Source organism: Chitinibacter sp. SCUT-21 (assembly GCA_041874755.1).
Classification (GTDB): Bacteria; Pseudomonadota; Gammaproteobacteria; order Burkholderiales; family Chitinibacteraceae; genus Chitinibacter.
The window spans coordinates 1,377,910-1,396,421 of the sequence record CP102611.1; the positions used below are offsets into that span (position 1 = coordinate 1,377,910).

Genomic DNA, 18,512 nt, shown 5'->3' on the forward strand with positions numbered 1-18,512 from the left:
ACCAATATTTTCCTGATCTAGCGGCATATACGTAAAAAGCCATCGCAGACTGCGATGGCTTTTCTGTTGTGATTCACGGGAATTATTTTTTCGCGTTCAACATTTCTTCGATTTTTTCTTTCGGAATAGCACCGGAGACAATTTGACCGTTGGCAAAAATCAAAGCAGGTGTGCCAGAAATGCCTAATGACTCACCCAAGGCCATATTGCGCTGCACCGGGTTGTCACATTCTGGACTATTGTCGGGCAATTTGCCGTCAAAGAACCAGCCTCGCCACGCCGCGTTTTGATCTTTACTGCACCAAATCATCGCCGATTTGCGCGCAGCATCGGGGTGCAGGCCAGGTAATGGCATCAGGAAGTTATAAATCGTGACATTATCAATGCCAGCCAAACTTTGCTGCTCTAAGCGTTTGCAAAATGGGCAATCGGGATCAGTAAACACGGCCATTTTGCGCGAACCATCGCCGCGCACAATTTTAACCGCGTCAGCCAATGGCAATTTGGCAAAATCGGTGGTCATCATTTCCGCAATACGGCGCTCGGTGATGCTTTCCTTTTTGGCCACATCAACCATTTCGCCAACAAATGCATACTCACCCTTGGCATCGGTATAAATAATTTGGCGCTTGCCCATCACAACTTCATAAATACCTTTCACTGGCGTTGGATTCACCGCATCAACAGGACGGCCAAGCTTTTTCGCGATTGTCGCTTTCAAGTCTTTTGGCGGCGTATCGGCCTGTGCACTGCACGCAACCATCGCCAAAATACCGGCAGCCATCATAATACGAGTCAGATATTTCATTTCAATCCTTAGGAATCCATTGCATGCCGAATCAGTTGGCGTTTGATCCATGGTGCAGAGTTGGTGAGATTGAGGCCAATATTACGCAAAGATTTGAGAATTGGCTTGTCATTATTAAACAAAACTTGTAATCCATCGCACACCGTTTGCATCAGCAAAACCGATTCACGCCGAGCACGCTCGTAGCGGCGCAGCACCAGCGCATCGCCAATACGTTCGGGATGCACTTCGGCCAATACTTTGGCCAGCTCGGCGACATCGCCAAAGCCCAAATTCACGCCCTGCCCCGCCAATGGATGCACGGTATGCGCAGCATCGCCCACCAAGGCCACACGCGAGCGGGTAATGTGTTCAAGCTGCGTTAATTTGAGCGGAAATGCCGCTGGCGGCGTAATGAGTTTGAGCTCACCTAAGCGCGATTGTCCGGCTTGCGCGACTTGCTTAGCGAGTTCGTCTGCTGAAAGGGCCAAAAGTTCATCTCGGCGGTCTTGGTAGCACGACCAAACCATCGACATTTGCTGATTCGGCAGCGGCAACCAAGCTAAGATGCCATCCGCCATAAACCATTGCTGTGCAACGCCGTAATGCGGCTTTTCGCACGCGAAGTTGGCTACCACACCAAATTGCTGATACGGCTTGCTACTCGCTTCAATTTGCAATTGCTGGCGCACCCAAGAGTTCGCTCCATCGGCACCGATAATCAATTTCGCGCTCAAACGCTGACCATCGGCCAAAGTTAAATACGCTGCATCAGCTTGAATATCGAGCGCTTGCGCAGTCAGGCCGGTCATCACGCGCACATTGCTGCATTGCGCCAAGGCCAGCCATAAGGCGCGCTGCAGTTCGCGGTTTTCGACGATAAACGCCAATTCATCGACACCACTTTCGAGCGCCGAAAATTCCAAGCGACTATTGGGTTCGTCACCGGCTATTTTCATCGCGGATACGGGGCAGAGGCGCTCGGCGCGCGCCAAAGGCCAAGCGCCAATCTCGGTCAGTAAACGTCGGCTGGCGCGGCTAATCGCGTAAACACGCTGATCCCAGCTCTCGAGCGGCCAATCGAGCTGCGGCTCGCGACCTTCCAGCAACACAATATCGAGTGTGGTGTTTTTCAGCGCCAAAGCCAAAGCCGCGCCGACCAAACCGCCACCAACAATAATTAAATCTGCGTCATAGGTTTTCATGGCCACAGTTTAACATCGTCTCTGGCGAGGCAACACCGTCGCAGCATTGATAAGCGCGTGTGAGAACTGCACAGCACGATACGGCAACCCGTATTACGCGATAGCGCTCATCAGGATTGGCTCAGCAGCCTATACGTCATGTTTGAAAGGGGAAATTAGGAAAACGGCAAGATTGGACAGTAGAAATAAAAAAAGCCGAACCTTTCGGATCGACTGTCTTTTATCTATTTGCCAAACTGTTTTGGCGTCCCCACGGGGAATCGAACCCCGGCCGCCGCCGTGAAAGGGCAGTGTTCTAACCGCTAAACTATAGGGACCTGGTAAAACTATCAAACTTTAAACTGGTGCGCCCGGAGCGATTCGAACGCCCGACCCTTTGGTTCGTAGCCAAATACTCTATCCAACTGAGCTACGGGCGCACTGATTTAAAATTTGCTTGAAATTGTTGGCGTCCCCACGGGGAATCGAACCCCGGCCGCCGCCGTGAAAGGGCAGTGTTCTAACCGCTAAACTATAGGGACATTTACAATTTCTATCTGCATTGTGATGTTGGTGCGCCCGGAGCGATTCGAACGCCCGACCCTTTGGTTCGTAGCCAAATACTCTATCCAACTGAGCTACGGGCGCACACTACACAACAATTACAGCCTCTGGCGGAGACGGAGGGATTCGAACCCTCGATACAGGTTTTAGCCCGTATGTCTCCTTAGCAGGGAGGTGATTTCAGCCACTCATCCACGTCTCCGTTCAGAGAAGCGAGATAATACCCACCCCCCAGAACCCCGTCAACACTTATCGTCAATTTTTTTGGCTCAGTTGCATAAGTACCTCACTAGAAAGGCAAAATTTTTACAATCTGCGGTTAAGCTTTCAACTACACGCGCATCCACACAAAATGCAGCAGCAACAACCATAAAAAAAGCCGCCGACTGCATCAGCAGTAGCGGCGGCTAGTTTGAAGCAAGGGCAATTAGCCTTGCTGATCCAGGCCGAATGCCTTGTGCAGTACACGTACAGCCAACTCGAGGTATTTCTCGTCCACAACCACAGAGATTTTGATTTCTGAAGTTGAAATCATTTGGATATTGATGCCTTCTTCCGCCAGAGTGCGGAACATCGTTGATGCAACACCCACGTGAGAGCGCATACCTACGCCGACGATCGATACTTTACAAATCTTGTCGTCGCCAGAAACCGATTTACCACCGATTTGGCTTTGTACGCCTTCCAGCACTTTCACTGCACGTGCCATTTCACCTTTTGGTACGGTGAATGAGAAATCAGTAGTACCATCTTGACCCACGTTTTGAATGATCATATCAACGTCGATATTCGCATCCGCTACTGGGCCTAAGATTTGGTAAGCAATGCCTGGTTTGTCAGGAACACCGATCACATTGATGCGGGCTTCGTCGCGATTAAAGGCGATGCCAGAGATGACTGGTTTTTCCACGGTAGAGTCTTCCTCAAAAGTAATCAACGTACCCTCGCCTTCTTCTTGGAACGAGGACAGTACGCGCAATTTCACATTGTATTTACCTGCAAACTCAACCGAGCGAATTTGCAAAATCTTTGAGCCCAAGCTCGCCATTTCGAGCATTTCTTCAAACGTAATCGTTTTGAGCTTTTTCGCTTCTGGCACCACGCGTGGGTCAGTGGTATAAACCCCATCCACGTCGGTATAAATTTGGCATTCATCCGCCTTCAAGGCCGCAGCCAACGCCACGCCCGAAGTATCCGAACCACCACGACCCAAGGTCGTGATATTGCCGTTTGGATCTACACCTTGGAAACCAGCAACCACCACCACGCGACCAGCATTCAAATCAGCGCGCATATTCGCGTCGTCGATGTGTTGGATACGCGCTTTGGTGTGCGAGCTATCGGTCAAGATTTTAACTTGAGCACCAGTATACGAAACCGCATCCAAACCAATCTCTTTTAATGCCATCACCAGCAAGCCAATCGTAACTTGCTCACCGGTAGAAACGATCACGTCGAGTTCACGTGGATCAGGATTCGCTTGAACTTCTTTAGCCAGAGCGATCAGACGGTTGGTTTCGCCTGACATCGCAGACACTACCACCACCAAGTCATGCCCTTGGGCTTTAAACTTGGCGACGCGGCGCGCTACATTTTTGATGCGATCAGGAGACCCAACCGATGTGCCGCCATATTTTTGGACGATCAATGCCATGATTAACCTGCAGGCTGGAAAAAAATTAATAAAACCGGATTATTGTAATTGAAACCACAGCTTGTTGGGATAATCAAACCGCAAATACCCCGACTTACTGCACACATTTAATCCAAACGTATTGATACTCGCTGTGTAATTGCACACATTAATTCGTAGGCAATCGTGCCTGCGGCTTGCGCCACCGCATCAATAGACAAGTGCGCCCCCCAAAGTTCCACCTCACTATCAATCTGAGCCTGAGGGATATCCGTCAGATCAACGCACAACATATCCATCGAGACGCGACCTAAAATCCGCGTCGTTTGCCCTGCAACGATGACAGGTGTACCCGTTGGGGCGTGGCGTGGATAGCCATCAGCATAGCCGCAGGCCACCACACCAATCCGCATTTCACGATCAGCGGTAAAAGTAGCGCCATAGCCCACCGTGTCACCCGCTTGTAAATGTTGAACTGCGATAATCCGTGAGCGCAATGTCATTGCAGCTTGCAAGCCCAAATCCGCCGCAGATAAATGAGCAAACGGCGACGAGCCATACAAGGCAATGCCAGGTCTCACCCAGTCCGCATGCACTTCAGGATAGGCAAACACTGCAGCCGAATTAGCCAAGGAGCGTGGACAATCCAAATCCGCAGTCACCGTCTGAAAACGATGCCACTGTTTGGCAATCCCTTTTTCTGGCTCATCCGCAGTTGCAAAATGCGTCATCAGCGTGACACTGGCCACATTGGGCATCGCCCGCAATTGATCGACAATTGCTGGGGCACTTTCTGCCACAAAGCCAAGGCGGTTCATGCCGGTATTGAGTTTAAGGAAAACATCGACGGGCGCATTCAGAGGAGTATCGCGCAACCAATCCAAATGCTGAGCCTGATGAATCGCCAGCATAATATTGTGCTGCGCACATTGCTGAAGCTCATCACGGCTAAACACGCCTTCGAGCAATAAGATCGGTTGTGTTATGCCTTGCTGGCGCAATTGCAGCGCCGTACCAAATTCAAGAATTGCAAATCCGTCGGCATTGCGCAAAGCCGCGACCACGCGCGCCGCACCATGGCCATAGCCATTGGCTTTTATCACTGCAAAGGCACGGGCGTTTGGCGCGCGCTGCTTGATGACTTGATAGTTATGCGCCAATGCATTGCTGTGGATTACAGCCTCAATCGGACGAGACATGGTGTTAAAACTCAAAAATAGCTGCTAATGCAAACTTAGTTATTGTTGGGTTTGGCGCGTTTGTTTCTGAAGTACCAAACACCGACAATCACCGCCACAATGCCAACCAGAACAAAAATTGCTGTTTGCCCACGGCCCAACCAAGTCATTAACCACTGATGGTTTGACGCACCGTAATAGCCCAAATAGACCCAGATCGGCACACTAATCAAGGCTGCAAAACCATCGAGCAATAAAAAGCGCAGATAGGAAATTTTGCACGACATGCCCGCGGTTAAATAAATCGGGGCCCGCAAGCCTGGTAAAAAACGCGCAACAAACAAGACGCGATTACCATAACGCTCGAATTTATCTTGTACCGCCTCGTAGCGTTCGGGCGTCATCATGCGCTTAAAGTAGCGATGTTCCAGCAAGGTCGTCCCAAAGTAGCGCCCCAGTAGGAACATGCAGCTATCGCCAATCAGTACCCCCGCCATCCCGACGGCAAACATGGTATGAACATTGGCATAGCCGAGCCCAGAAATAACGCCGCCCGCAACAAGTGACACGTCTTCAGGAATAGGTACGCCAAAACCACAGATTAGCAATACCGTGAACACGGCCAAATAACCGTAATCCGTAAAAATCCCGATGAGCGACTGAAGGATATCCATAACAACCGTCAGAAAAAAGGCCAATGGCGCAGATGATAGCACGAGCCTAGGTTTTTTAATTTGCGGCAATTTGATGACAAAGCGCAGTTTGATTGTCATCAATCCATGCTATAAGCAGTTTTCACATGCCGATATAGCATGCCATCCTAGCTAATTAGCCCCAAGGCCTGCGCGATGAACCGTGGTTTCTTTTTGATTTTAGGTGCGCAATTTTTTTCTGCGCTGGCCGACAATGCTCTATTTTTTGCGGCGCTTGCCCTACTCAAAGAACAGCAAGCGCCCGAATGGCATTTGTCGATGCTGCTCTGGGCCTTTACCGTATCCTATGTAGTCATCGCACCCTACGCTGGGGCCTTTGCCGATTCGATGCACAAAAGCCGCGCCATGCTCATTTGCAATGGCATCAAACTGGCGGGCTGTTTGTGTATGATTTTTGGAATGCCGGCTATTTTTGCGTACGCAATAGTTGGTTTTGGCGCAGCGGCCTACTCGCCCGCCAAATACGGCATCATTACTGAATATTTACCCCATGATCAGTTGGTTAAAGCCAATGGCTGGCTCGAAGGTGCTACGGTGGGGGCGATTATTTTTGGCACTATCATTGGAGGGTATTTATCCGGAGTCCGCATCCAATCATGGCTAAACAGCAATACATTAGGCAGTATCTTTAGCCCAGCGCATTTTGCCATTGCTGCCACGGTCCTGATTTATTTATTGGCGGCCTATATTAATTACTTTATTCCCAAACTCAATGTCCGCCTAAAACCACTGCACCTCGATCCGATTCATCAGGCCAAAGAATTTGCTTGGTGCGTAAAACGCTTATGGCGCGACCCACAAGGGCAACTCTCGCTCGGGGTGACCACCCTATTTTGGGGTGCAGGTGCCACGATGCGGCTGGTTGTTCTAAATTGGGCTGTCATTTGGTTGGCGCTAAAAATCGAACAAGCCAGTCAATTAATTGCGCTCGTAGCAATTGGCATCGCGATCGGCGCGATTGCTGCGGGCCGTTGGGTACCCTTGCACAAAGCCTTTACCGTACTTTGGGCTGGTATTGTGATGGGCGCCTTAGTGATTGCGATGTTGTGGGTCAACCAAATTGCAGTCGCCGCGTTATTAATGATCATTATTGGCGCTTTATCTGGATTTTTTGTTGTGCCGCTCAACGCCATGCTGCAACATCGAGGTCATAGCCTGATGGGTGCAGGACATTCGATTGCGGTGCAAAACTTCAATGAAAATCTAGGTATTTTAGTTATGGTCGGCCTGCATGCGTTCTTGATTAAACACTGGAGTACGCCTGTCAACGCTGGCGCAAGCACACTACTACACCAGCAATTTGCGCATTCTGGCATGCCGCCAATGGTATTGATTATTCTATTATTTGGCGGTTTTGTGATCGCAGTGATGAGCTGGATTATGCTGCGCTACCGCCGCAATTTAAAATTAGGTTTGCTGCACGATTAAACAATGAGAAAAAAACCAATGAATTTCACAGCTGGCCCTCTATTTGCCCTTATTAGCGCCAGCCTGCTGCTCGCATGCAGCCCTAAAGAAAAACCACAAAAGCAAGAGCGCCCGACCGTTGTCGTTAGCACCACGGTCAAACAAGGTGAATTACCCCAAATCATCAATACCAGTGGCCACGTCGAAGCCACACAAATGGTCGAGATTCGCCCGCAAATTAGCGCGCAAATTGCGGGTATTCATTTTAAAGAGGGCGACGAAGTCAAAGCGGGTCAATTGCTATTTACACTGGATGCACGTAACGATATGGCGCAAGCCAATCGTAGCCAAGCGGTAACCCAGCAAATCAAAGCGCAATTGGCCGAAGCAGATCGGAATCTATCGCGCTCCATTGAATTGGCGCAGGCCAAATTTATTTCACCATCGGCCGTCGATACCGCACGCGCCAAGGCCGAAAGCCTACGCGCGCAATTGGCCGCCGCACAAGCAGATCAAACTGCCGCCGCAGTGCAACTCTCATTCACGCGTATTGTTGCACCGTTTGCTGGCCGCACCGGCAAAATCAATATTCGCACAGGCGGATTGGCGCAGGCCAATAGCAGCGAGCCTTTGGTAACCTTGACGCAACTCGACCCGGTTCGCATTAGTTTTAATGTCCCCGAACGTGATTTACCGGCACTGCTTGCCGCCCGCGCGCAATTGAAAGTAGCGGCAACGCTACCCGATGGCAGCAAGCGAGAAGGCAAATTGGTCTTTTTAGATAGCTCCGTCGAGAAAAACAGCGGCACCTTGCTCGCCAAGGCCGAGTTTACCAACACCGATCGCCAACTGTGGCCCGGCTTAAGCACCGGCATTCAAGTCCAACTGAGCAATGAACAAGGCATGGTTTTGCCCTTGCAAGCGATTCAAACAGGCCCCGAGCAGCGCTTTGTATATGTGATAGGCCCAGATCAAAAAGTGCAAGCGCAAAATATCACCGTTAAACGCATTCACGACGGCCAAGCCTTAGTGGATGGGCTAAGTGTCGGCACCAAAGTCGTGCGAGAAGGCGGCCAAAATGTTCGCCCTGGCGGCAAAGTGCTTGAAGGCAGCCGCCCCGCAAAAGCCAGCAGTGAGGCCAGCGCAAAATGAGCCAAGGGATTTCATGGTGGGCGATCCATCGCCCCGTGGCAACTTTATTGCTGTGGCTTGCCGTGATGGTGGCAGGCGTCATTGCATGGTTTCATTTGCCGATCTCGGCACTGCCTAGCTACGACACGCCAACGATCAATGTTTCAGCCAGTTTAAGCGGCGCCTCACCAGAAACCATGGCCAACTCGGTGGCCACACCGCTGGAAAAGCAATTTTCGACAATTCCAGGTTTGGTGATGATGAGCTCAAGCTCTCGCTTGGGCAGCACGTCGATCACATTGGAATTTGCGCCCAGCCGCGATATTGAATCAGCCGCCGTTGACGTACAAGCCGCGCTGTATCGCGCCAATCGCGCCCTGCCAAGCGATATGAAAAGCCCGCCCAGCTATCGCAAAGTGAATCCATCTGATGCACCAATATTGATGCTGGCGATTAATTCGCCGTCGATGTCTTTATCGCAGTTGAACGATTACTCCGACAATTTAATCGCACCAGCCCTCTCGACGATCGACGGTGTGGCACAAGTACAAATTTACGGCCAGAAAAAATACGCCATCCGCATTTCTGTCGACCCCGACAAATTAAACGCCCGTAATATTGCCCTGCCCGAATTAGCCAGTGCGCTAAAAACAGCCAACGCGAACTCGCCAGTCGGTCAACTAGAAGGCGAACGACAAACCCTGATGCTGCAAGCGAATGAACAGCTTAAAAATGCTGCTGAATTTGCCGAAGTCATCGTCGCCAATCGCGGCAGTGATCTAGGCGGTATGGTGCGATTAAAGGATGTCGCCACGGTTGAAGACAGTGTAGAGAATATCAAATCGGGCAGCTGGGTGAATGGCGAGCGCTCGATTATTCTTGCAGTGCAGCGCCAACCTGGCGCCAATACCGTGGCGACAATCGACGCGATCAAGGCGATGCTACCTAAGCTCAAAGCACAAATGCCCGCTTCGGTGCAATTGCGCGAATTAAACGACAGATCAACGTCGATCCGCGAATCGATCCACGACGTCAACCTCACCCTAGTGTTGACACTGGGCTTGGTCGTGATGTCGGTATTGCTCTTCCTGCGCCGTGCAGCCGCGACCTTAATCCCCTCGGTATCGCTCCCTATCTCTTTGCTAGCAACGTTTGCATTGATGTACTGGCTAGGGTATAGCTTGGACAATATCTCCCTAATGGGCTTAACCGTCGCACTCGGCCTTGTGGTTGACGATGCGATTGTGGTGCTAGAAAACATTGTCCGGCATATTGAAGAAGGCATGAAACCCTGGGATGCGGCGATCAAAGGCGCGGGCGAAGTCAGCTTTACCGTCGTGTCGATTTCAATCTCCTTGGTCGCCGTTTTTATCCCGATTTTCTTTATGCCCGGCACGATGGGGCTGCTGTTTCATGAGTTCGCCGTCGTCGTCTCGCTGGCAATTTTGGTCTCCATGTTGGTGTCATTAACTCTGATTCCGCTGTTTGCTGCTCGGTTTTTAAAGCCAGAAACCGCCGACAGCACTCAGCACGAGCCGGCTTGGAGCCGCTATTTTGAAGCGATGTTTAACCGCCTGCTCGCCGCCTATCAGCGCAGCTTGGCGTGGGTATTGCAGCATCGCGTCTGGATGCTGCTCGTCACGCTGGGCACTTTTGCGTTGACCGCATGGCTGTATATCGCGATTCCAAAAGGCTTTTTCCCGCAAGAAGACATCGGCCAAGTACAAGCCAGCGTCGATATGTCGCCCGATATTAGCTACCCTGCGCTGCTGCAATTGCAGCAGCGCGTCGCCAGCGTCGTTGCCAAAAACCCAAACGTAGCCAGCGTGGCATCCAGCTTAGGCAGCTCGGGCAATGGTGGGCGATTATTTATCACGCTCAAGCCGCGCAATGAGCGCGCCAATATGCAAAAAACGCTGGAAAGTTTGCGCAAGGACACCGGTAAAATCGCCGGTGTGAACGTGTTTTACCGCCCTACGCAAAACTTGAATATTGGCGGGCGCAGCGGCAAAAGTAGTTATCAATACACGCTGCAAGCGGTAAAAGCCAATGATTTGGAAGACTGGAGCAATAAATTGCAGGCCGCACTGGCGAGCAAAGCAATTTTCCGCGATGTCAATTCGGATGCCGATCAAAAAACACTACAAGCCAAACTCAATATCAATCGAGATCGCGCGGCCGAACTGGGCGTTGATTTACAAACCTTGCGCGACACCCTCTACGCCGCGTATGGCGAGCGCGAAGTGGCGAGCATTTATGCGCCGCAAGATAGCTATTCGGTGCTGATGCTACTAAATGAAGCCGATCGCAGCGACGAAAGCAAACTGGCAAAACTGCACGTGCGCAGTAAAAACGGCAGCTTAATTCCGCTCAGCAGCTTTGCCACTGTCGAGCGCACCGCGGTGACCACCACGATTAACCACCAAGGCCAACTGCCAGCAATTACGCTGTCGTTCAACTTAGCCGAGGGCGCGTCGTTGTCGGATGCGGCCAAAGCCATTGAAGCGGCGCAAAGCGAAATCGGCCTGCCCGCCTCTATTTTTGGGGGGTTCGCTGGTGATGCGGCCCTGTATCAACAGACGCAAACCAGCCAGTTGTGGCTGATTTTGGCGGCAGTGGCTGTCATTTATGTGGTACTGGGCGTGCTGTACGAAAGCTGGATTCATCCAATTACCATTCTGGCCGGGATTCCATCGGCGGCGATCGGCGCACTGCTGGCGCTGCAGTTAATTGGTTTGGAACTGACTTTTATCGCGATGATCGGCATTTTGCTTTTGGTCGGCATTGTAAAAAAGAACGCAATTATGATGATCGACTTTGCGCTGGAGGCGGAGCGAAAAACGCAACTGTCATCGCTTGAAGCGATACGTGAAGCCAGCGCAAAACGGTTCCGGCCGATTATGATGACCACATTGGCGGCAATGATGGGCGCAATGCCACTCGCGCTGGGTTTGGGGGCGGGCGCCGAATTGCGCCAACCTCTAGGGGTGGCGATTGTCGGCGGTTTGCTCTTTTCTCAACTAATTACATTGTACATTACGCCTGTACTGTATATGAGCCTGGCCAAATTGGAAAAGAAACTCAAATAGGGTATACCAGCATAATCAAAAATCAGCAAAGCCTACGAGTCTATACCCCGAAGTAGGCTTGATTCCGGCCCGCGGCTTTAGCCGCGTACAGGGCTTGATCGGCAATCTGCAATAAGGCCTCAACCGACACGCATTCTGGGTGCCAATGCGCAACACCCGCGCTGATCGTCACGATATGCCGTACGGGAGCTTTGGGATGTGGAATGGCCAACTCGGCCACGCAGGCACATATCCGCTCTGCGATTTGGCGCGCTTTTTCAGGCGAGGTTTCAGCCAACAGGCAACAAAATTCTTCACCACCATAGCGCGCCATTAAATCATTGGGATGGCGCAATTCTGCCTTTACCGCCGCTGTCACACGCTGCAAACAAAAATCACCCGCAAGATGACCTTGGCTATCGTTAAAACGCTTAAAGTAATCGATATCGAGCAACACAATACCAAACGCTGCGATCTCAGGAAGCGCCCCTGCACGCTCAAACTCTTGCTGCAGACGCTCAAATAAATAGCGACGATTGGCTAAGCCGGTTAGGCTATCTGTTTGAGCTAGAATGCGTAACTGATCTTTTGCATGCTTTAAAGCCAAATGATTCCGGACCCGTGCCCGAACAATCGCGGGATTAAAAGGCTTCACGATATAATCGACCGCACCCGCATCTAAACCACGGGTTTCCTGTGCTGGCGTCGCTAATGCGGTGATAAAGATTACGGGAATTTCTGTGGTTTGCGGCCTCGATTTGAGAATGCGACATAACTCATAGCCATCCATATCGGGCATCATAATATCGAGCAAAATTAGATCAGGCGTTTGCCGTTCAATTTGCTGCAACGCTTGCTGCGCACTGAGAGCAAACCTCACATCATGTTGCTCGCCCAATAACTCGCCTAGCGCCTCAATAATCGCCATCTGGTCGTCAACCACCAAAATATAGGGATCGAGATTCATCGCTCTACCTCTGGCAACAATGGCATTAGCACAGCCAAAGCCGCGGGATAATCTAAACGATCAAGCGCCCTTTCGATGGCTTGCAATCCCTTTTGGAGGCTTTCGTCCTCAACTAAATCAGACAGTAACTGCAATTTTGTTCTGGCCCTCAGGCTATTGGCGAGCAATGCCTCTTTTAACACTTTTGCAGGCCCCAACAATGCCTCCGGCAACATACACGTCGATGCGCTTGCTTCAGGACTTGGTGCGGTATCGTCTAACAATGGACAAATGGCATCTAGCGCTGATTTCCAGTGGCGCTCCAGCAGTGAGGTATCTGGATAAACCCCTCCTTGACGGGCAAACGTATTTAGATCCTGCTCAAGCTGACTGGCGGCCTCATACAAGGCAGTTAGCCCTAACGTCCCAGCAACTCCGCGCAGCGCATGAACTCGCGCCATTAAATTGGGTACATCCGAGGTCTGGACAGATTCTGCCAGCTCAGCAAAAAGCGGTTTTTGCTCGGTAAAAAACTGCAAAAGCCAACGTTTAAACCTGGTCACATTATTATTCAAGCGTGGCAGTGCTTCTTGTACTGCTACGCCTGCCAATTCAAGTTTATTGAGAAATATACGATCAGCATCGTTGATTTTTACTCGTTGTCCGGCTTGTGCATTCGATTGGGGCAGCAATTTTTTGCCGCGGCTTAGCTGATATTCTGCAGCGGCCAAAATCGCTTTGCGCAGCTTTGCAGGATCGATGGGTTTGAGTAAATAATCATTCATGCCGGCCTTAACCCCAGCCTGCTGCTCTTCTGCGCCAGCATTCGCGGTCAGTGCGACGATATAAATATCAGGATCTCGCACATCAATGCCACGATAAGTGCCTTGCCGAATAAAATGGGTTGCCTCAATGCCATCCATCACAGGCATGCGTCCATCCATTAACACCAAATCATAGTCTTGCTGCGATAAGGCAATCAGTGCTTCATAGCCATTTTCGACCACATGTAAATTTAAACCTAACTCTTCCAACTGAGATCGCACTATGAGTTGATTGGTGGGAATATCCTCGGCATAAAGCACCTTCATTTGATATGGTATTAACTCTGGACCAGGCAATACCTCATCTATTTTTTCCAATAAATCTACCGGTTCTAAAGGCAAATCAACACGAAAGCAGGTACCTTCTCCAACCTGACTCGTTACGGCAATTGAGCCATGCATCAATTCAATCAATGCTCGACATATGGATAGCCCCAAGCCAGTTCCACCATATTTCCGTGTAGTCGAAGTATCAGCCTGCTCGAATTTATTGAAGAGGCGACCTAAGCTTTGCTCATCTAAACCGATGCCTGTATCCGTAATAGAAAATTTGATTTGCTCCCCATCTCGATATGCACTCAAACGAATACTGCCGGACTCAGTAAACTTAATCGCATTGCTAATCAGATTAAATAGAACTTGACGAATACGAGTAGGATCACCCAAGCAGCCTTCATGGGGTAAATAAGCGACATCCACAAGGAAAGTTAATCCTTTTTCTTGTGCTTTTGGTGCGAACAAAGCTGCAACCTGAGCAATTATTTTATGTAAATCAAATGGGATTAACTCCAAAGAAATTTTACCGGCCTCAATTTTGGAGGCATCTAACAGATCATTAATAATTTCAAGCAGCATTTCTGCATTTTCAAGACCAATTGAAACTTGCTCTTTCGCTAACGAGGGCAAGGTATTCTGAGCCAACGCTAAACGAAGCATACCTATCACACCAGACAATGGGGTTCGGATTTCGTGGCTAACCAAAGCCAAAAACTCACCCTTTGCTTTGTTCACCGCAATCAATGCTTCTTTTTCCGCAGCAAATTTGGCCAACTGCTGAATTCTTTCATTCTCTAAATTCTTTTTTTGCTGCTCCGCTTTTAAAAGTTTCAATCTAACTTCAGATCGATTCAATTTTTTTAGCGCCGCACTTTGCAACTGAATTTTATGTCTTGCCATAGATAGAGCAGACTGTAATTCATAATATCGCTCAAACATGAGTAAGGCATTCTCATAATCGTCTAGCGCCTCGTAAATTTGCGAAGCTAATTGGCATATTTTTAATTCATGATGAATTGATTGATTATCAATAGAAAATCTATGTGCAAGTAAAATTAATTTTAAAGCTTCAGCATTCCTTCCCTTCGCAAAAAAAATCTTAGCCAAGCCCATGTGAGCCATAGCCATTGGCCATGAGTGGGCATGTTCCTCCGCAATACGTATACTCTCCTTGAATAACTTTGAAGCCTTACTCCAATCCCCTAGGCCCGCATAAGAAAAGCCAAGATGCATGATAATCTCGCATACTTGTCCGATATCGGCGCGTCGACGATAAAAAGATCTTGCTAGTTCTAAGTGATTAATTGCCTGCTCATATTTACCTAATTCATTATAATCGCTACCTAACCATAAATTTAGCATCATGGATAGAATTGGGTTATCAAGTTCTTTAGCGAAATCCAAGGCAAATAGATGATGATGCAATGAATCATTATACAAACCAAAGTACAGATAGATGCCACCGACCCCTGTATATGCTTTTATGTAATGCTCAATCGACTGATGCTCCAGTGCAAGCTCTAAACAATCACTCCAATATTCCAAAGCCTCATCCAACTCACCGATTGCGTAGCATGCTTTACCTAAACACTCATAAACATCGAGCAACAATTCATCTTTTTTATTTCTCTCGCACACTTCATTTTTTAACCTTAATAGTAATTTTTTTGCCTCAGCAAATCTCCCTAATTTTTCTAAAGCCTCGCCCTTTAAAAATGTTGCCAATTCAAGCTCAGAGGAAATTCCATCATTGATTGCAAATTGCAATAACTCTTCGGCCAAAATTAATGCCTGGTCAAAATTACGTATACGATATTGCTCTTGCTGCATGAGCTTTATATTAAATTCATCACGCACGATGCCAACCTCGTTCCGTCTTATTTTTCAGCTGACTCAGGAGTGCTTCATCTACCATTAAAATCCTACTTCGTACCTGAACCTTGCCGACCCCCAAACGAGTCCACGGCTGCAATTCAATACCTGCGCTGAGGGCCCGAGAGAATTCAAATAAACTTGCGCTGTTTGTGCCGGGATAGATATAGTAATGCCCAGCCGAAACGCATATCCACAAATCATGATTTGTGCAACGCTCATAAATAATCCTGGCAACTCTTTGCCATACTTCTTGGGTATCTTTAGCACGAACTATTAATTCCACTATACGATTCGCACACCATTTATTACTGCATCGATCAATAAACTCCTTAAGTTTATGTTTTGTCATTCTAGTTCCAGACTGCTCAACTAGACGGTCACATTTTTTGAAATCATGCAAAATATCATCCAGTTTATTCAACAAAAACTCTGCAATTTTTGACTGATCCACATTCAAACCACTAACGGGAGACGATGGTATTTTTTTAAGACAATCTAATGCTTCTTTCGAAAATCCTTTATTTTTGCAACACAAATATTTTAATCTTAGCCACTTCAATCGAAGTTGATCGTCTTCAAAAATTGAGAAGCAAGGTTCAACTTCTTCAACCACCAAACAAGCATGATCATAATCATTAATTTCTTGCAACAACTCCACGTATGATAATGATATGTCAATATAGGCCCAAAACATTTCAAAACGATTTGCCATTAAACGACCAGATTCATAACACTGATTAGCATCATCTAGGCGATTAGTGCGCCAGAGGCATTCAGCCTTATTTTTACAAATCTGCACAATCCAAGTGATATCAGAGTACAAAATAACTTCAATTTCAACACGATCAATAATAGACAGTGCACCATCGTAATCACCAACGGCAATAAGAACACTCGAGAAATGAATACCCGATTTCGCCAATAGCTTTTTATTATCAAGCATCTCTATCATCGAAAAGCAATTTTCAAACAAGCGAAGAGAATCTCTACTCAAGCCAGCTTGATGATACAAATATGCCAAATTAATATATGCCTCGATAGCACAATCTAAATTATCCTGCTCAATCGAAAGCAAAAAGCACGCCGACCAGCTTTTATATGCATCAATCAATTCTGTTAATCTTTCATGGACAATACCTTTCCACAACCATCCCAATGCAAGATGAGCACAATCTCTATTTTGCTGACAAACTTTAATACCTTTTTTGATCTTAATTTGTGCTTCTTCTACTTCCCCAGAAATGAGAAGGCTACGCCCATGTAAAATATATGCATATCCAAGTAACGGGTGTTTTGCTCTTAAACAAATACTTAATAAATCAACACATGCGTTTTGTTGAACCTGATTAGACTTCCAATAGCCCAACTCAATCTGACCTAGCAAGTTTGCCACTTCTGAATCCAGATCTAAGCTAAGCTCAGTCATACAACCACCTCTAAACGCGCAACAAGATCATTTATTTCTAAAATAGAAAAACTAACCGTAGGTGCAGTACAGCGATGCCAAGACCAAGGGAAACAATCGATGCATGACTTCAGTTGATTCGCCATAGCTGACAGCGCATCACTTTTAATTGAAGGGAAAAGAACAAATTCATTCCCTGCCAATTGAAACCAAATTTCATCATGAACACATGCTTCTTGGAAAAGTGCCTTTACCTTCCTTTCAACATACACATTCTGAACTACAGGTGCATCAACCTTAAAAACTAGTATTTTTTCACTACGTGAACGACTCGCAATACACTCTCCAATATCTTTATTTTTATAACCACACTTAGGATACCCACCTAAATAATTTAAAATATCATCTCTTTTTTCCTTCACACCTGCCATCAGGCGATTAAATTTTTTCAATCTAAACTTATTATTTTTTTCAACAAAGAAAACATCTCCATCTATCAGCTGCATTTTTAAATCACTTAAATCTTTACTTAGCTTCAGCGCACCTTTGAAATCTCCAACCGCTCCACTCAATTTTATTTTTATTTCATTTAACTTTATCAGACAATAATAATCTTTATACCGACTCAGGTCAGGCTCAGCACATTCCAACAATTCTCGCGCAACTGCACCTAATCCTTTATTAGCTAAATATTCCGCATAAAATACACTCAGAATCGCACAAGCCCAATTTAGTTTCTGTTGCCTCGACAATGCAAGCATCGCACAGAAATATAACTCCGCCTCTTCCATACGATTTAAGCCCTGGTAACATACGGCCGCTATTTTCCCAGCCTCAACCACCCAAGTCATATCGCCATACGCCAAAATACAACTTTCAGCCTCATAAATAATATCCAATGCCAATTGGTATTCTTTTTTATCAATCAGCACACCTGCAATAAAAATACTTCCCTTTGCTATCAAACGCTGACTATCAACAACTTTGGCTAGATAAAAACCCAACTTCAAGAGTTCGTTCGCTTCCTCATATTTTTCGTACAACGCATACAGGGCCCCCAAATACAAATAAGATTCAATAATTTCATCAAAACTCATCACCTCAACAGATAAGTCTAATGAAATTACAAAATCTTCGACGGCCTTCAAATATCGTTTCAAACTAAAATATGCAATTCCTCTACGAAGATACAACTCCGGCAAATAGAAAAATTCTTCTGTTAATTTTGAAAGTTTGATTGCGCGATTAAAATAACGAATTGACTGCTGAAACCGTCCGTAAGCCCATAGCGTTTTGCCATAGATCATTGTGATACGGATTTCTAGCGCAGGGGGAAGCTGAGAAGATAGCGGCAAAAGCTCAAGAGATGCTTGATAAGCCTGCTCAAGATCACCAAGCAACCAGAGCTCAATTTGCTCTAGTTGTTGCTCAATATCTTGCAGCTCTAAATGGGAATACAGCACAGGCAGCACCTAGAAAGACAGTGTCTTCTTTATAGCTGCCGAGGGTTTCTAGTACAAA

12 protein-coding genes and 5 tRNA genes are annotated in these 18,512 nt (G+C 47.6%); 3 read left to right on the forward strand and 14 right to left on the reverse strand.

The genetic code is table 11. The annotated features are described in order from the left end of the window. Positions 1-82: 82 nt before the first annotated feature. The 10 genes from NT239_06280 to NT239_06325 all read right to left on the reverse strand — a co-directional run bounded on the left by NT239_06280 (position 83) and on the right by NT239_06325 (position 6,020). The gene (locus NT239_06280; GenBank protein XGA72439.1) at positions 83-808 is read right to left on the reverse strand and encodes a DsbC family protein; all 726 of its coding nucleotides are present in this window, start codon (positions 806-808) and stop codon (positions 83-85) included. Between the two features lie 8 nt (positions 809-816). Further along, entirely contained in the window at positions 817-1,992 is a 1,176-nt protein-coding gene (locus NT239_06285) for a UbiH/UbiF family hydroxylase (GenBank protein ID XGA72440.1), read from the reverse strand. A gap of 242 nt (positions 1,993-2,234) precedes the next feature. Continuing rightward, positions 2,235-2,309, reverse strand: a tRNA-Glu gene (locus tag NT239_06290). Between the two features lie 25 nt (positions 2,310-2,334). Then, positions 2,335-2,411 (reverse strand) — tRNA-Arg (locus NT239_06295). Between the two features lie 27 nt (positions 2,412-2,438). After that, a tRNA-Glu gene (locus NT239_06300) sits at positions 2,439-2,513 on the reverse strand. Positions 2,514-2,542: 29 nt separating this feature from the next. Continuing rightward, positions 2,543-2,619 (reverse strand) — tRNA-Arg (locus NT239_06305). Between the two features lie 24 nt (positions 2,620-2,643). Beyond that, a tRNA-Ser gene (locus NT239_06310) sits at positions 2,644-2,737 on the reverse strand. Between the two features lie 225 nt (positions 2,738-2,962). Beyond that, positions 2,963-4,189 (reverse strand): aspartate kinase, encoded by a 1,227-nt coding sequence (locus tag NT239_06315; protein XGA72441.1) that lies wholly within the window; start codon positions 4,187-4,189, stop codon positions 2,963-2,965. Positions 4,190-4,296: 107 nt separating this feature from the next. Continuing rightward, a complete protein-coding gene (alr, locus tag NT239_06320) occupies positions 4,297-5,367 on the reverse strand; it encodes an alanine racemase (protein XGA72442.1) in 1,071 nt (356 codons plus the stop codon). Positions 5,368-5,402: 35 nt separating this feature from the next. Then, complete coding sequence (locus NT239_06325; GenBank protein ID XGA72776.1) at positions 5,403-6,020, reverse strand: DedA family protein; 618 nt, start codon at positions 6,018-6,020, stop codon at positions 5,403-5,405. Positions 6,021-6,194: 174 nt separating this feature from the next. Here NT239_06325 and lplT point away from each other — a divergent pair, with 174 nt between their 5' ends. From lplT to NT239_06340, 3 genes are read left to right on the forward strand one after another with little or no spacing between them, the layout of a single operon-like run. Beyond that, entirely contained in the window at positions 6,195-7,487 is a 1,293-nt protein-coding gene (lplT, locus tag NT239_06330; protein ID XGA72443.1) for a lysophospholipid transporter LplT, read from the forward strand. Between the two features lie 18 nt (positions 7,488-7,505). Next, positions 7,506-8,618, forward strand: a complete 1,113-nt coding sequence (locus tag NT239_06335; GenBank protein XGA72444.1) for an efflux RND transporter periplasmic adaptor subunit — start codon at positions 7,506-7,508, stop codon at positions 8,616-8,618. Further along, positions 8,615-11,686 carry an efflux RND transporter permease subunit gene (locus NT239_06340; GenBank protein XGA72445.1) on the forward strand — a complete coding sequence of 1,024 codons (3,072 nt, stop codon included), beginning with the start codon at positions 8,615-8,617 and terminating at the stop codon, positions 11,684-11,686. Before NT239_06335 ends, NT239_06340 begins: the two co-directional genes overlap by 4 nt. Positions 11,687-11,726: 40 nt before the next feature. On the opposite strand, the gene NT239_06345 is transcribed toward NT239_06340, so the two are convergent. From NT239_06345 to NT239_06360, 4 genes are read right to left on the reverse strand one after another with little or no spacing between them, the layout of a single operon-like run. After that, on the reverse strand, positions 11,727-12,632 hold the full coding sequence (locus NT239_06345) for a diguanylate cyclase (protein ID XGA72446.1): 906 nt from the start codon (positions 12,630-12,632) through the stop codon (positions 11,727-11,729). Continuing rightward, on the reverse strand, positions 12,629-15,568 hold the full coding sequence (locus NT239_06350; protein ID XGA72447.1) for an ATP-binding protein: 2,940 nt from the start codon (positions 15,566-15,568) through the stop codon (positions 12,629-12,631). Before NT239_06350 ends, NT239_06345 begins: the two co-directional genes overlap by 4 nt. Then, positions 15,561-17,012, reverse strand: coding sequence for a hypothetical protein (locus NT239_06355; GenBank protein ID XGA72448.1), 1,452 nt, complete (start codon positions 17,010-17,012; stop codon positions 15,561-15,563). Before NT239_06355 ends, NT239_06350 begins: the two co-directional genes overlap by 8 nt. Then, a complete protein-coding gene (locus NT239_06360) occupies positions 17,009-18,454 on the reverse strand; it encodes a hypothetical protein (protein ID XGA72449.1) in 1,446 nt (481 codons plus the stop codon). The genes NT239_06355 and NT239_06360 overlap by 4 nt, the downstream gene beginning before the upstream one ends. Positions 18,455-18,512 lie beyond the last annotated feature (58 nt).